A 12,485-nucleotide genomic window follows, 5' to 3' on the forward strand; every position below is an offset into this window, starting at 1 on the left:
AGTACCCGTGAGCGTTCCCAACGTAGTCGTCCACCGCGACGCCGACGTCCTGGCCAAGGCGGCGGCGGCGCGGATCATCACGCGGCTGGTCGACGTGCAGTCGGCCAAGGGGTCGGCGTCGATCGTGCTCACGGGCGGCACGGTCGGCATCGCGACGCTGGCGGCCATCGCCGCCACGCCGGCCCGCGACGCCGTGGACTGGCGCCGCCTGGACATCTGGTGGGGCGACGAGCGCTTCCTGCCCACCGGCGACAAGGAGCGCAACGAGACCGGCGCCCGTGAGGCCCTGCTCGACCAGGTGGACGTGGATCCGGACCGGGTCCACGTCATGCGCGGCCCCGACTCGGGGATGACGGCGGAGGAGTCGGCCGAGTCCTACGCCGTCGAGCTGCGCAAGGCCGCCAGGCCGGAGGACCACGGCCCCGTGCCGAGCTTCGACGTGATGCTGCTCGGCATGGGCCCGGACGCCCACGTGGCGTCGCTGTTCCCGGGCCTGCCCGCCCTGTACGACACCCGCTCGGTGGTGGCCGTGCACGGCGCGCCCAAGCCGCCGCCGACCCGGATCTCGCTGACGCTGCCCGCCATCCAGTCCTCGCGCGAGGTCTGGGTGGTGGCGGCCGGTGAGGAGAAGTCGGGCGCGGTACGCCTGGCGCTGTCGGACTCGGGGCACGTACAGGTGCCCGCGTCGGGCGCCAGGGGTCGTGCGCGCACGCTGTTCCTGCTGGACCGGGCGGCGGCCAGCAAGATCCCGCCGGAGCTGGGCCGCATCTCGTCGCCCTGACTCCAGCCTCATGCTGCTCGCCGGGCCGCGCCCTGCTCGCCCAGCGGGTCCTGCTATCCCGGCCTCGAAAGCCGGCCGTCACGTCACCGGCGGCCGAGCCACGTCCGGTGCGTGGCTGGCACACGGGCGGGGCGAGCGGCGGCACCCACCGTGGCCGGCCCATGAACCAGACCCCGGTGCCCGCCTTTCCGGCTGGGCGGTGCAGGCGCGGGGCGGGTGACCGTGCCGGGAGAAGCACGGCGCGGACGTCGCCGGGGCGGCGGCGTCAGGCCCCTTGGACCGCCAGCAGGTCGTCGATCTCCTTGACCAGCGCCTGCTTGCGCTCCTCCGCCAGGTAGGACGCCTGGACGCCGTTCTTGGCGAACTGCGCGAGCTCTTTCCTGCCGAAGCCGAAGGTCCGCGCGGCTACCCGGTACTCCTGCGCCAGCGTCGTGGCGAACATGGGCGGGTCGTCGCTGTTGAGCGTCACGTACAGGCCCTCCTCCAGCATCAGCGGCAGCGGGTGGTCCTCGATGCGGGCGATCTGGCCCGTGCAGAGGTTGGAGGTGGGGCACACGTCCAGCGGGAGCCGGGTTTCGCGCAGGTAGGCGACCAGGCGCGGGTCCGCGAGGCAGTTGATCCCGTGTCCGATGCGCTCGGCGCCGTAGCCCTCGATGACCTCCCAGATCGTCTCAGGGCCGGACATCTCGCCGCCGTGCGGGACACTGTGGAGGCCCGCCGCGCGGGCGGCCGAGAACGCCGAGCGGTACGCGTCACGATATTTCGGGCGCTCCTGCTCGATGCCGCCTATGCCGAAACCTACCAGCGCGGCGGGAGGTTCCTGGAGGGCGTGCTCGAGCGTCACCTTGGCTGCCTCCTCGCCGTACTCGCCGGGGATGTCGAAGATGTACGCCATCTCCACCCCGTGGTCGCTCAGGGAGCGGCGGGCGGCCAGGTCGAGGGCCTCGGTGACCTCGCGCATGGGCATGCCGACGATGTGGTGGGCGTACGGGGTCACCTGCAGCTCCACGTAACGGGCGCCCTGCGGGGCGAGGTCGCGGGCCAGGCCGAGGACGAGCGTGGCCACGTCCTCGGGCTCGCGGACGAGCGCGTTGACGGCCCGGTACACCTGGGCGAAGTGGGGGAAGTCGCGGAAGGTGTAGAAGGCGCGCAGCTCCTCCTCCGTCGAGGGGACCGGGCCGCCGGGGTGGCGGCGGGAGAGCTCGAGGACGGTGGGGACCGAGGCCGAGCCGATCAGATGCACGTGGAGCTCGACCTTGGGGAGGGCGTCGATGAAGGCGTCGATGGTCATGGCGACGACCATACGGGCGGAATTTCCCAAAAAAACAGCGTTAGGCACGAAATTTCACACATAAATGTCAGGTTCAACGCGGAGCCAGGCCGAGCCCGTGACCAGCGGCCACCGCACTCACGACGGCACCGCCGACCAGACGGGTCTGCACCACGAGAAGAAGGGCGGCGCGTCGCTGACCGTCGTCTCCACCGGAAACCTCGTCAGGAACGTGCCCAAGCCCCTGGTCAAGGTGCCGAATGACGCTACCGTCAACGTGGGCGCGGGCCCCTGACCTCCCTCTGGCCCACCTGCCGTGCACGGCATCGCGAACCGTCGCTCGGCGGGCGCCTCGGCCCGATCATGCCGCAACTGACATACGGTCACGCCGAAATGCGCGAGGTGCTCACCTGCAGAGGCGGCTCGGATGTCCGATATGGTCTCTTTTGGTCATCTCTATGGACGGTCTTGGGGGACGGTACCGTGCGCGGAATGCTGCTGACCGTGGCTCTTGTCTTGAGCCTGTCCGGCTGCGGTGTGGTCGCCAGGCTGGGCGCCAGGCCTGCCGACGCGCCCACGCCGACCCCGGTCACGTCGCAGGCCCCCTCATCGGGTACCACCCCCACCCCTTCTCCGGCCAGGGCGGCGCTGACCATCCCCCAGGCGAGGCAGGCGATGCAGGAGTGGGTGGGCAAGTACAACGCGACGCTCAAGAAGCGCAAGTGGTGGCGGCAGAACGCCGGGCTGGAAGCGCTGTTCATCGAGGCGGCGCTGCACGAGGGCGTGCTCGAACGCAACCACGAGACTTCCAAGTGGAAGCCGGGGCACAAGCCGATCAACCTGACCGGCACGCCGACGATCTACCTGCCCAGGCCGGAGCAGCAGCCGCAGATCGGTGACTGGTTCATCGCGCAGGCGACCTACAAGGACACCAAGGGTCATGCCCGCCCGCACGTACTCGCGTTCTTCCGCTCCCCCGGGCAGCCCTTCAAGCTGGCCGTCGCGACCCCGATCCACTGGGGCCAGCGGATGCCCAAGCCGCGCCTCGACGCCGACGGCTACGTCACCGACATGGACAACGCCGTGGCGCGCGCCGTGGCCAAGGAGTACCTCAACTTCTGGAACAACAAGAAGAAGGAGGGCGCCTCCGGCTACCGCCTGGCCAGGAACAGCTACAGCCGCAAGGCGTTCCCCGCCGTCAACAAGGGGCTGTACGTCGCGTTCGCCGGCCACGGCTCGGTCTTCGGCTTCCGTACCGCGGACGGCGGCTCGTTCTTCCTGTTCGCCATGGTCAACGACGCCAAGAGCGTCAACCAGGTCCTGAGTGAAGCGCTACTGGTGCCCAAGGGCAGCAAGACCATCCAGGAGCTCGGCGCCAACTGGTTCTCCTAGGGAGTCTTACCAGAAACGGCCCTCAGGAGGGTTCAGACGGCGGTGCGTCCACCGGCAGGACAGTGCGGCAACGCCGTCCGCACCGACACCCACGCCCAGCAGCTTCGCCAAAAAGCAGACCAGATCGACCGGCGAGCCGCCCATTCACCCGAACCGATGGCCAAGAGGCTGCGCAAGAACGCCGCCAAGCTGCGCGAGCTCGCCGACCACCACGACGCCACCGCCCGAGCCGCAGAGGACGTCGCATGAACCAGCAACACCAGGACGAGCGCACCCGCATCCGCCAGGCCATGGACCGGCTCCCTAAACGACGAGGCCAGCACGAGTTCTACGAACGGGTACGCACCGAAACCCAGCAGGTCCCCGAACACGAACAGGAGCTTCGAGAGACCATCGCCACGCTCAAGAAGACGATCGCCAACCAGAACGCCGAACTCCAAGAACTGGTGACCAGCCTGACCCTCGCCGGCGCCGTCCTCACTCACACCATGCCGACCCTGCCTGCGCCCACCCCGCCGCCCGACAACGTCTTCACGCTCCGGCCCCGACCGGGCTTGATACCCCTGGGGAGGTTCTCAAGGAGGTTGGGTCCGGGCTGACGGGCGTCGGCGCCTCCTCCTCTACCGCGATCAATCGCAAGGTGACGCAGATCACATCTCATAACGTGAACTCGCGTCGGCCGTCCGGGCGAAAGCTGGCGAATCGATGTGTAGGGACGGGAGCAGCATGTGATCGCCAACGAATCCGGCAGGGCCGATGACGCCGAGCTGATACGGCGCTCGGAGCGCGATCCGGAGGCCTTCGCCGACCTGTTCGAGAGGCACGCACCCGCGTTGCGGCGCTATGTTGCCCGGAGGCTGGGCCCTTCCCTGGCCGACGACATCGTCTCCGACGCTTTTTTGGCCGCTTTCCGGCGTCGCGGCCGCTACGACCTGAGCCATCCAGACGCGCGGCCCTGGCTGTACGGCATCGCCGCCCGGCTCGTCAGCCGGCATCGGCGGGTGGAGATCCGCTTCTACCGGGCGCTGGTCCGCAGCGGCGTCGACGAGATCGTCGAGCCGTACGCCGAGCGCGTCGACGACCGGGTTGCCGCGCAGCAGGCCGGGCTGGCGGCGGCTCTGATGCAGCTGCCCGGACCAGGACACGCCAGGCGCTCGGTGGATCAGACCTTGCGATGACGCGAAAGGAGTCTTCGGATGGATGAGCTGCGATCGTTGCGCGAGTGGCGCGCCGCGGTGCCCGAGCCCGGCCAGGACTGGATCATTCCGGAGCGGCGGCGGCTGCTGATGCGGATGCGGGGGCGCAGGCGGGCACTGGGGCGTCGCCTCCTCGTGGTTGGGGCGTTGGGGGCCGCCGCCGCGGTCGCCGTGGCGACTTTTCGGCCGCAACCTCCCGCTCAGGAGCCAGCGGCCACACCCTCGGTCGTCCGACTCGACTCCGATGTGGTGCTGGCCCGCGCCGCCGAGGTGGCGAGCAGACGCGAGAGCACCCCGGTGCCGCTGCCGACGCAGTGGCACTACACCAAGACCCTGGACAAGCAACCGAACTCGGACACGATCGAGACCAGTGAGCAATGGCTGCGCTATGACGGCATGCAGGCCGCCGGCTTCGGTGAGGACGGAAAACTGCACGTCGGCCCTGAGGGCGATCCCCTGGATCCGGGCGACGACGACCTGTCGCCGCAGCAGTACGACGCCAAGCTGCGCGAGCTGCCGACCGACCCGAGGAAGCTGCTGGCCAAGATCACGGGTGACCGCCACTGGATCAAGGGAGCCCGTGAGGAGAAGGTTCCCAAGACCATCGTGCCCGCCGACGTTCGGGCGTATAACGTGATCATGCTCTACCTGAGCAGGTACGGTTCGATGCCGCCGCGGCTGGAGGCGGCCATGTTCCGCGCTCTCGCTCTCATTCCCGGCGTCCGGATCGAGCAGGGCGTGAGCGACGCCGCCGGCCGCAGCGGGCTGGGCGTCTGGCGGGAGCAAGCCGGTGATGCACGGCCTTACCGCAAATACGAGATTTTGGACCCCGCTACCTACCGCTACCTGGGTAGCCGGACAGTCTGGCTGCGGGATGAGGTGCGGCCCGGCGTGACGGAACCCCTCGCCCGCAAGGGAGCGGTGTGGAGCACGGCCCTGCTGGCATCGATGATCGTCGACCGTCCCGGCCAGCGGGGCTGAGCGCCCATCGCACGGGCGTGAAGACCGACGACACGACGTCCTTGATCATGTCGAGAAACGATCGATTCTTTGGACAAGATCACCGCCACATCGGTCTCGCAAAGCTCCCGGGTCGCTGACGATCAGGCGGCCAGGCCGACGTCGGTGAAGTAGACCTCCTCCAGGAGGGGGTCGAGCGGGTCGGGCCGGCAGCGCAGGCCGTAGGCGCCGAAGCGGCTGATGTGGGCGCGCCGGAAGTCACGAAGGCCAGCCCTTCGCGGATCTCCGCCAAAGCCCGGCGCGCGCCCCGGCCCGCGACACGCGTTGCTCCTTGGTGGTAACTGCGGTGGGCGACGTCGAAGAAGACCGTTGCCGCGCTCATCCCGAAGGCCACGACGAACAGCTGCGGGACGCGCTCGCGCTCTCCCCGATCGGAGGCGCGCACATGCTGTTCGCCGACAGGAAGGGCGACAGGCCCGAGGCCATCGGCAAGCTGGTGAACGCGATCATCGCCGACGTCGTGCAACGGCGCCTGTTGTGAGGCCGGAGGGCCGCGGTCATATCGCCCCGGGAGGGCCGGGCATGGCGATCTCGAAGATGCCCTGTGCCCTGTACGTGGTGAGTTCCCTGACCTTGCCGGTCCTGACATTCACCGCGTACGCCGTGAATGTCCGGTACGGCGGGTCAATCTGCGCGGGCTCGTCGTCCGGCAAGTTCGGCGGTCTCCCGTTCCGTGCGGTCCTCGTAAAAGCGCAGCACGATCACCGTCCGCTGCCGGGGCGGCAGTCCCATGAGGGCCTGGCGCATGACGAGCCGTACGAGGGTGGAGTCCTCGCCGGAGTACGGCCGGTCGGGAGGTTCGGCGGTCGGGAGCTCAGTCCTGACCCGGCGCCGCCGCCACGAGATGTGCTGATTCACCAGCGCCTTACGCGCGTACGCCTCGGGGCGCTCGACGTGCGACAACCGGGACCAGCGCCGCAGCACCTTCAGCAGGACGCTCTGCAGCAGGTCCTCGGCCTGGTGGGCGTCTCCCGTGAGCAGGTACGCCGTGCGCATCAGCGCTTGCTGGTGCGCGGCGACAAACTCACGGAAGCTGTCATTGCGATCCAAGACGACTCCTCTCGACCGTTACCGACGCCGGAGAGGGGCGGAAAGGTTCGATCCGCGCTGGAAACCCGGGATGCGTTCGAGCACGCCACCGGCGAAGACGTCGTACAGGTTGCCCAGCACCTCCGGCACGAAGTGGGAGCGGCGGACGGTGCCGTCGCCGTACACCGAGATCACGCTGTCGCCGGTGCGGCACGGCAGGCCCGCGCTGGCGTGCGGGAAGCGGCTGTGGTGGAAGAGGGGGTCGATGGCCGCCCACTCGGCCGCCTCGGTGCGCGGGGTCGTCGAGCGCGGCCCTGTCGGCGCGCAACTGCTCGGGCGTGTCCACATCCCGAACACATTAGCGATCTTGAGATCACCGGCTCTGAGCTGGTCGAGGCGGCGCTCCTCGTCCGTCAGCCGGGCGGCGAGCGCGGCGGCCGGCCTTACGGTCGGAATTCCGGAAAAAGCAGCGTTAAGCACGAAATGTCACATTCGGATGTCAGGTTCGGCCGCTGCGTTAAGCTGAGCCCGTGACCAACGCCGAAGCGTACGATCGCGGCTTCGCCCAGCTGAGCTCCCACACCGTCGGCCCTCTCCTCGACTGGACATGCGCTCCCCGCCTGCTCGACGTCGGCTGCGGCACGGGCGTGGTCACCGCGGCGGCGCTCGCCTTAGGCGCCGAGGTCACCGCCGTGGACGTCAATCCGGCCATGCTGGAGCTGACCGCCCGCCGCCATCCGTACGCGACTATCCTGCAGGCCGCGCTCCCTGACCTCCCGTTCAAGGACGAGGAGTTTGACGCCGTAGCGGGAAATTTCGTCATCAATCATGTGCCCGACACGGCCAGGGCGCTCAAGGAGCTCCACCGCGTGCTGCGCCCCGGCGGCACGCTCGCCCTGACCTGGTGGAAGTCCGACGAGATGACCGCCACAAATGTCTTCACCGACGCCATCGCCGCCGCCGAGGTCCCCTACGAGCCCCCCGCCCGGCCGTTCGCCGGCGACGACACGCCGCAGCGCTTCACGGAGCTGCTGGCGCAGGCGGGTTTCGAGGGGGCGGCCGTGGAGACCCTGTGCTGGCGCCATCAGGTGCACCTCGCGACGTGGTGGACCGACATCGTGCAGGCGGGCGGTCCGCGCTTCGCGGTGATCGCTCGGCAGCCGCCGGAGACCGTCGAGCGGATCAGGGACCACTACACCCGGCTGGCGACCCCGTACGAACGGGAAGGTTTTCCCGTGTGCGCCCACCTGGCGCACGCCACTCGCTCAGCCCTTTGACCTGCCCTTTGACCAGGCAGTCACTACCGGCATCAGCACGCCGTCGACCGACTCCGCGACGAACTCAGAGCCGAACGGCGGCCCGGCGAAGATCATTTGATGCCACACCAACGCCTCGGCCAGCGCGAAGAGCCGCCCGGGATCAACCGGCCCGGCCAGTTCCCCGCGCTTCACGGCCCGCTCCAGCGGGTCACGCACGGCGTCGAGGTCCCTCACGCGCAGGTGCGCGCGCAACGTGCGCGCCAGCTCCTGGTTGGACACCAGTGTCGAGGACAGGCCGATGATGAGCGTGTGCTTGCGCTCCACCGTCTCGCAGAGGCTGCCGAAGACGGCGGCCAGGTCGTCACGGAGCGAGCCGGTGTCGGCACCCTGCGGCGCGTCCATGTCGAACCGCCGGCAGATGACGTCCACCACCAGCTCGGGCTTGCCCGCCCAGCGCCGATAGATGGTGGCCTTGCTGGCCTTGGCCCGCCTGGCGATCTGGTCGACCGACATCCGGTCGTAGCCGACCTCCGACAGCAGCTCTATCGTGGCATCGAGGATGGCCCTTTCACGCTCGGGATCGAGTGGAGCCACGTACACATCCTTCTAGCTGTAGGCGATTTCCTCGATTGAAGTGCTCCCCACGACTAAAGTCGGGGGATTCCAGCCAGCTCGGGCTCCGTCTGCGCGGTGGCCTGGGCTGCTGTTGCTTGGCGGTTCACCTTCCGGCCCACACGGTTGCGTGGTTTGCGCGCCCCAGCTCGCACACCCGGTCCGGGCTGCACGAACTCCGCCCTCCCGGCGGTGAGGATGTTCTTGGCGGCGTTCACATCGGCGTGCTCGGTGTGTCCGCACGAGGTACACCGGAAGACCGCTTGGCTCTGGCGGGACTTCCCATCCACCACCGTGCACACATTGCACGTCTGACTCGTGTACGCCGGGTTGACAGTGATCACGCAGGTGCCCGTGTAACGGGCCCTGCTGCGGGTGGCCAGCTCGATCCGGTGCCAGCCCTTGTCCAGGATGGACCGGTTCAGACCGGACTTGCTCGCAGCCCCGTTGGGCAGGAACGCGCCCTGCTGCTCGGGGTCTGGCTTGGATGCTACCCCGGCGGTCATGTTTGTGGTCGCCAGGGCCTCGAACACGATCAGCTCGAAACTCGTGGCCAAGGCGTGAGCGATCTTGGCGGCGAAGTCAGCGCGGCGACGCCGCACCTTCGCCAACGCCTTGCCCAGCTTCGCAGCAGCATGCTTGCGCCGGGCCGAGCCCTTCCGGGTGCGGGCCAGGCGACGCTGGAGCGTGGCGGCGTGTTCGACCTCCCGCCCGCGGGCGAACACCTGGTGGTGGAAGAGCCCGTCGGAGCGGGTGACGACCTTGGCCACGCCCCGATCGATGCCGACCGCGCTACCCGGATTGGCATGCCGCTCGGGTGTGATCACGCCGTCTTCGACGAGGAAACTGACATACCAGTGGTCGCCGTCCCAGCTGACCGTGGCGTTCTTGACCGTCCCGCCGAGCGGGCGGGTGATGCGGAAGCGGACCCAGCCGAGCTTGGGAAGTTTCGCCCGTGCCCAGCGCCGGTTGAGCCGCTCGATGGCGATCTTGGCGCCCTCGGGGAACCGGAACGACGGCCGCGTCCTGGCCCTGGACTTCCAACGGACCTTCCACGTCCCGTGCCGGGCACACGCCTGGTCCAGGTCGATGAGCGTCTGCTGAAGGCAGTGGCCGGGCACCTCTGCCAGCCACGCGAACTCGCCCTTGGCCTCAGCCAGTTGGCGGGCCTGTTCGTGGTAGCCGATCCACGCCTCCCGGCGGCGGTAGCTGCGGCGCTGCTCCAGCGCGGTGTTCCACACACTGCGGCAGACGCCGCCGATCCGCTCAGCGAACTCTGCCTGACCAGGCGTAAGGTCCAGGCGGTACTTACGTCCGATCAGCATCCACGATCACCGGTTCTGCTGGTTCTCGACGTACCGCTCGACCACATCCACGGGTGCTCCGCCCACGGTGGCCACGAAGGAGGAGTTGTTCCACAGCGTCGGGAGTTTGGACTTCAGGTGCGGGAACTCCTGACGCAGGACGCGGGAGGAGCGGCCCTTGATGGCCTTGACCGGCTTGTGGATCCCGAACTGCGGATCCGCCTCAACCAGCAGGTGTACGTGGTCGGGCATGACTTCCAGTCCCACCAGCCATGCCCCTTTCTCCTCGATCACCTTGCAGATCAGCTCTTTCAGCCGCGTCTCGATCCGTCCGCCCGGCACCCGCCTGCGGTACTTGGGGCACCACACCACAAGGTCACAGTCACACCGATCACTATACGGAGTTGATCTATCTACCGCTCAAAGATTCGATAGAAGGGCTTACCCCCATGGCTTCAGCCAGGGCCCGCGCCCTAGATCTCCGGTCGTACGCCCGTCAGCTCGGCCGACACGTCCCAGAGCCTCCTGGCGAGCTCTTCCGACCTGGCCGCGGCCGACGGCGTGAGGATCTTGAGCTTGGGGCCGACGAACTCGCCGCCGTGGATGTCGGGAGAGGTCGCGGCGTAGAGCGAGGGCAGCGCGCCGGCCGCCGCCGACTTGAGGAACACGCCCACGAGGGGCTGTAGCGGCCCTATCTTGACGATGTTCGTGGCCGTCGCGCCCGGGTGGCTGGCGACGCTTGTCAGGGCCACACCGGCCCTCTCAGCGCGTCGCTGGAGCTCCAGGGTGAAGAGCAGGTTGGCGAGCTTGGAGCGTCCGTACGAGCTCATCCGGCGGTAACCGCGCTTCAGGTCGAGGTTGTCGAAGTCGATCTCGCCCCAGGCGTGCGCGTCGCTGGAGACGGTGACCACGCGGGCACCGGGAGAGGCGAGCAGGAGCGGCAGCAGCAGGCCGGTGAGCGCGTAATGGCCCAGGTGGTTGGTGCCGAACTGCATCTCGAAGCCGTCCTTGGTCTCCTGCCTGGAGATCATGCCGATGCCGGCGTTGTTGATCAGCAGGTCCACCTTGTCGACGCCCTCGGCGAACCGCCTGACCGAGGCCAGGTCCGCCAGGTCGAGGCGGCCGTACTCGACCTGGCCGCCGGGGACCGCCCGCTGGATCTCCGCGACGGCCGCGCCGCCCTTCTCCGGCGAGCGCGCGGCGACGACGACACGGGCGCCGTGCCTGGCCAGCTCCAGTGCGGTGGGGAGCCCGATGCCGCTGTTGGCGCCGGTCACGATGGCGGTCTTGCCGGTCAGGTCGGGCATGGAGTCAGGGGTCCAGCCAGTCATCGCCACTCCTCTGGAGCACTGTACGAAACGGTTTCGTACACCACCCTAGCCTAGTCGTTGACGCGCGTGGCGCTCCTCCCGCCGCGTGACTTCGAGCCGCTGTTCGGCCTCGGCGAGCCGCTTGCGGGCCTTGGCGAGCTTCCGCTCCAGCCGGGCGACCCGCTCGGCGCGCTCGTCGTGCTCCTTGACGGCTGCCTCCAGCGCCTCCTGCCACTCCCTGTGCGCGGCCTCGGCCTCCTGGCGCTCCTTGGCCTTCCTGGCCTCGGCCTCCTCGCGCTCTCTCGCCTCCTCCTCGGGAGGCTTGCGCCTGGCGGCGGGCCGCTCGCGCGGGATGGGCGCGGGAGCGAAGCCGCTGTAGTTGAGCGGCTTGACCAGGCGGCCGCCACGCACCTGCCCGGCCGCGTCGGCGTCCACGACGGCGGCCTCCAGCGTCTGGTCCACCTCGGCCGCCGCCGCGGGCGACAGGCCACTGTCCTGCCTCGCCAGCCGGCCCACCTTGGCCGTCACGTCGCCGCGGCGCCGGGTCAGCTCCGCCAGCGCGTCGGCGTCCTGCTCCTGCCAGGCGGCGCGCAGCCGCTCCCCCACGTCGAGCAGTTCGGCCAGTTCCGTGGAGTGCTCCCGGGCGAGCCGGTTCACGGCCCAGGCGGACACCGTCGGCTTGCGCAGCTTCGCGATCTCACGCGCGAGCCGTACGTCGCCTGCTTCCTTCGCCGCGCGGGCCTCGGCCTCGCGCGCGGCGGTGAACTCGGACGGCGGCAGCGCATAGAGCCTGCCGGCCACCTCGTCAAGATCCACACAGGACAAATACCCCACATCCGCTGGTTTGTAGCGCATAGTGGAGGCAGTGGCTGTCGAACGGAGGCCCCCGTGTTCGAACGCTTCACCGACCGTGCGCGCAGGGTCGTCGTCCTCGCCCAGGAGGAGGCGCGGATGATGAGCCACAACCACATCGGCACGGAGCACATCCTGCTCGGCCTCATCCACGAGGGCGAGGGCCTGGCCTCGCTGGTGCTCGACGGCTGCGGCGTGGAGCTGAACCACGTACGTGCCTTCGTCGAGCATGAGGTGGGCCGCGGCGCCAAGGCGCCCGGCGGGCACATCCCGTTCACGCCGCGCGCCAAGAAGGTGCTGGAGCTGTCGCTGCGTGAGGCCCTGCAGCTGCGCCACAACTACATCGGCACCGAGCACATCCTGCTCGGGCTGATCAGGGAGGGCGAGGGGCTGGCCGCGCAGGCGCTCGTGGACGCGGGCGCGGATCTGGCGGACGTACGGCAGCGCCTGGTCGACCGCG

General features: G+C 69.2%; 16 protein-coding genes and 2 pseudogenes. 10 read left to right on the plus strand and 8 right to left on the minus strand.

From position 1 onward, the window contains the following. Nucleotides 1-7: 7 nt before the first annotated feature. Nucleotides 8-781: a 6-phosphogluconolactonase gene (pgl, locus tag ABN273_RS12850; protein ID WP_349448949.1), complete on the plus strand. Its 774-nt coding sequence runs from the start codon at nucleotides 8-10 to the stop codon at nucleotides 779-781. A 265-nt stretch (nucleotides 782-1,046) separates the two neighbouring features. Here pgl and add read toward each other — a convergent pair whose 3' ends face one another. After that, nucleotides 1,047-2,072, minus strand: coding sequence for an adenosine deaminase (gene add / locus ABN273_RS12855; protein ID WP_349448950.1), 1,026 nt, complete (start codon nucleotides 2,070-2,072; stop codon nucleotides 1,047-1,049). A 64-nt stretch (nucleotides 2,073-2,136) separates the two neighbouring features. Between add and ABN273_RS12860 the strand changes: the two genes are divergently transcribed. The 7 genes from ABN273_RS12860 to ABN273_RS12890 all read left to right on the plus strand — a co-directional run bounded on the left by ABN273_RS12860 (nucleotide 2,137) and on the right by ABN273_RS12890 (nucleotide 6,140). Further along, the gene (locus ABN273_RS12860) at nucleotides 2,137-2,346 is read left to right on the plus strand and encodes a hypothetical protein (protein ID WP_349448951.1); all 210 of its coding nucleotides are present in this window, start codon (nucleotides 2,137-2,139) and stop codon (nucleotides 2,344-2,346) included. 197 nt (nucleotides 2,347-2,543) lie between these two features. Next, complete coding sequence (locus ABN273_RS12865; RefSeq protein WP_349448952.1) at nucleotides 2,544-3,443, plus strand: DUF8094 domain-containing protein; 900 nt, start codon at nucleotides 2,544-2,546, stop codon at nucleotides 3,441-3,443. A 42-nt stretch (nucleotides 3,444-3,485) separates the two neighbouring features. Next, nucleotides 3,486-3,692, plus strand: a complete 207-nt coding sequence (locus tag ABN273_RS12870; protein WP_349448953.1) for a hypothetical protein — start codon at nucleotides 3,486-3,488, stop codon at nucleotides 3,690-3,692. Next, entirely contained in the window at nucleotides 3,689-4,042 is a 354-nt protein-coding gene (locus ABN273_RS12875; protein WP_349448954.1) for a hypothetical protein, read from the plus strand. The genes ABN273_RS12870 and ABN273_RS12875 overlap by 4 nt, the downstream gene beginning before the upstream one ends. Nucleotides 4,043-4,171: 129 nt before the next feature. Continuing rightward, nucleotides 4,172-4,621: an RNA polymerase sigma factor gene (locus ABN273_RS12880; RefSeq protein ID WP_349448955.1), complete on the plus strand. Its 450-nt coding sequence runs from the start codon at nucleotides 4,172-4,174 to the stop codon at nucleotides 4,619-4,621. Between the two features lie 18 nt (nucleotides 4,622-4,639). Next, nucleotides 4,640-5,620: a CU044_5270 family protein gene (locus ABN273_RS12885; protein WP_349448956.1), complete on the plus strand. Its 981-nt coding sequence runs from the start codon at nucleotides 4,640-4,642 to the stop codon at nucleotides 5,618-5,620. Between the two features lie 325 nt (nucleotides 5,621-5,945). Beyond that, nucleotides 5,946-6,140, plus strand: coding sequence for a hypothetical protein (locus ABN273_RS12890; protein WP_349448957.1), 195 nt, complete (start codon nucleotides 5,946-5,948; stop codon nucleotides 6,138-6,140). A gap of 143 nt (nucleotides 6,141-6,283) precedes the next feature. Here the strand turns inward: ABN273_RS12890 and ABN273_RS12895 are convergent, their stop codons facing one another. After that, complete coding sequence (locus tag ABN273_RS12895) at nucleotides 6,284-6,709, minus strand: SigE family RNA polymerase sigma factor (protein WP_349448958.1); 426 nt, start codon at nucleotides 6,707-6,709, stop codon at nucleotides 6,284-6,286. Between the two features lie 18 nt (nucleotides 6,710-6,727). Then, nucleotides 6,728-6,976: pseudogene (locus ABN273_RS12900) on the minus strand (STM4011 family radical SAM protein); the annotation flags it as partial. 242 nt (nucleotides 6,977-7,218) lie between these two features. Here ABN273_RS12900 and ABN273_RS12905 point away from each other — a divergent pair. Continuing rightward, complete coding sequence (locus ABN273_RS12905) at nucleotides 7,219-7,965, plus strand: class I SAM-dependent methyltransferase (protein ID WP_349448959.1); 747 nt, start codon at nucleotides 7,219-7,221, stop codon at nucleotides 7,963-7,965. On the opposite strand, the gene ABN273_RS12910 is transcribed toward ABN273_RS12905, so the two are convergent. The 5 genes from ABN273_RS12910 to ABN273_RS12930 form a co-directional block, all read right to left on the minus strand. After that, nucleotides 7,954-8,541 carry a TetR/AcrR family transcriptional regulator gene (locus ABN273_RS12910; protein ID WP_349448960.1) on the minus strand — a complete coding sequence of 196 codons (588 nt, stop codon included), beginning with the start codon at nucleotides 8,539-8,541 and terminating at the stop codon, nucleotides 7,954-7,956. The two genes, ABN273_RS12905 and ABN273_RS12910, sit on opposite strands and share 12 nt — an antisense overlap. Before the next feature lie 53 nt (nucleotides 8,542-8,594). Continuing rightward, nucleotides 8,595-9,884, minus strand: a complete 1,290-nt coding sequence (locus tag ABN273_RS12915) for an RNA-guided endonuclease InsQ/TnpB family protein (RefSeq protein ID WP_349448961.1) — start codon at nucleotides 9,882-9,884, stop codon at nucleotides 8,595-8,597. 6 nt (nucleotides 9,885-9,890) lie between these two features. After that, a complete protein-coding gene (gene tnpA / locus ABN273_RS12920) occupies nucleotides 9,891-10,235 on the minus strand; it encodes an IS200/IS605 family transposase (RefSeq protein WP_349448962.1) in 345 nt (114 codons plus the stop codon). 101 nt (nucleotides 10,236-10,336) lie between these two features. Then, a complete protein-coding gene (locus ABN273_RS12925) occupies nucleotides 10,337-11,194 on the minus strand; it encodes an oxidoreductase (protein WP_349448963.1) in 858 nt (285 codons plus the stop codon). A 45-nt stretch (nucleotides 11,195-11,239) separates the two neighbouring features. Next, nucleotides 11,240-11,989, minus strand: a complete 750-nt coding sequence (locus ABN273_RS12930; protein ID WP_349448964.1) for a hypothetical protein — start codon at nucleotides 11,987-11,989, stop codon at nucleotides 11,240-11,242. Nucleotides 11,990-12,061: 72 nt separating this feature from the next. Here ABN273_RS12930 and ABN273_RS12935 point away from each other — a divergent pair. After that, nucleotides 12,062-12,478: pseudogene (locus ABN273_RS12935) on the plus strand (Clp protease N-terminal domain-containing protein); the annotation flags it as partial. Between the last annotated feature and the right edge of the window lie 7 nt (nucleotides 12,479-12,485).

Origin of the sequence: Nonomuraea sp. B19D2 (assembly GCF_040137845.1) — a bacterium.
In the GTDB taxonomy this organism is placed as follows: Bacteria; Actinomycetota; Actinomycetes; order Streptosporangiales; family Streptosporangiaceae; genus Nonomuraea.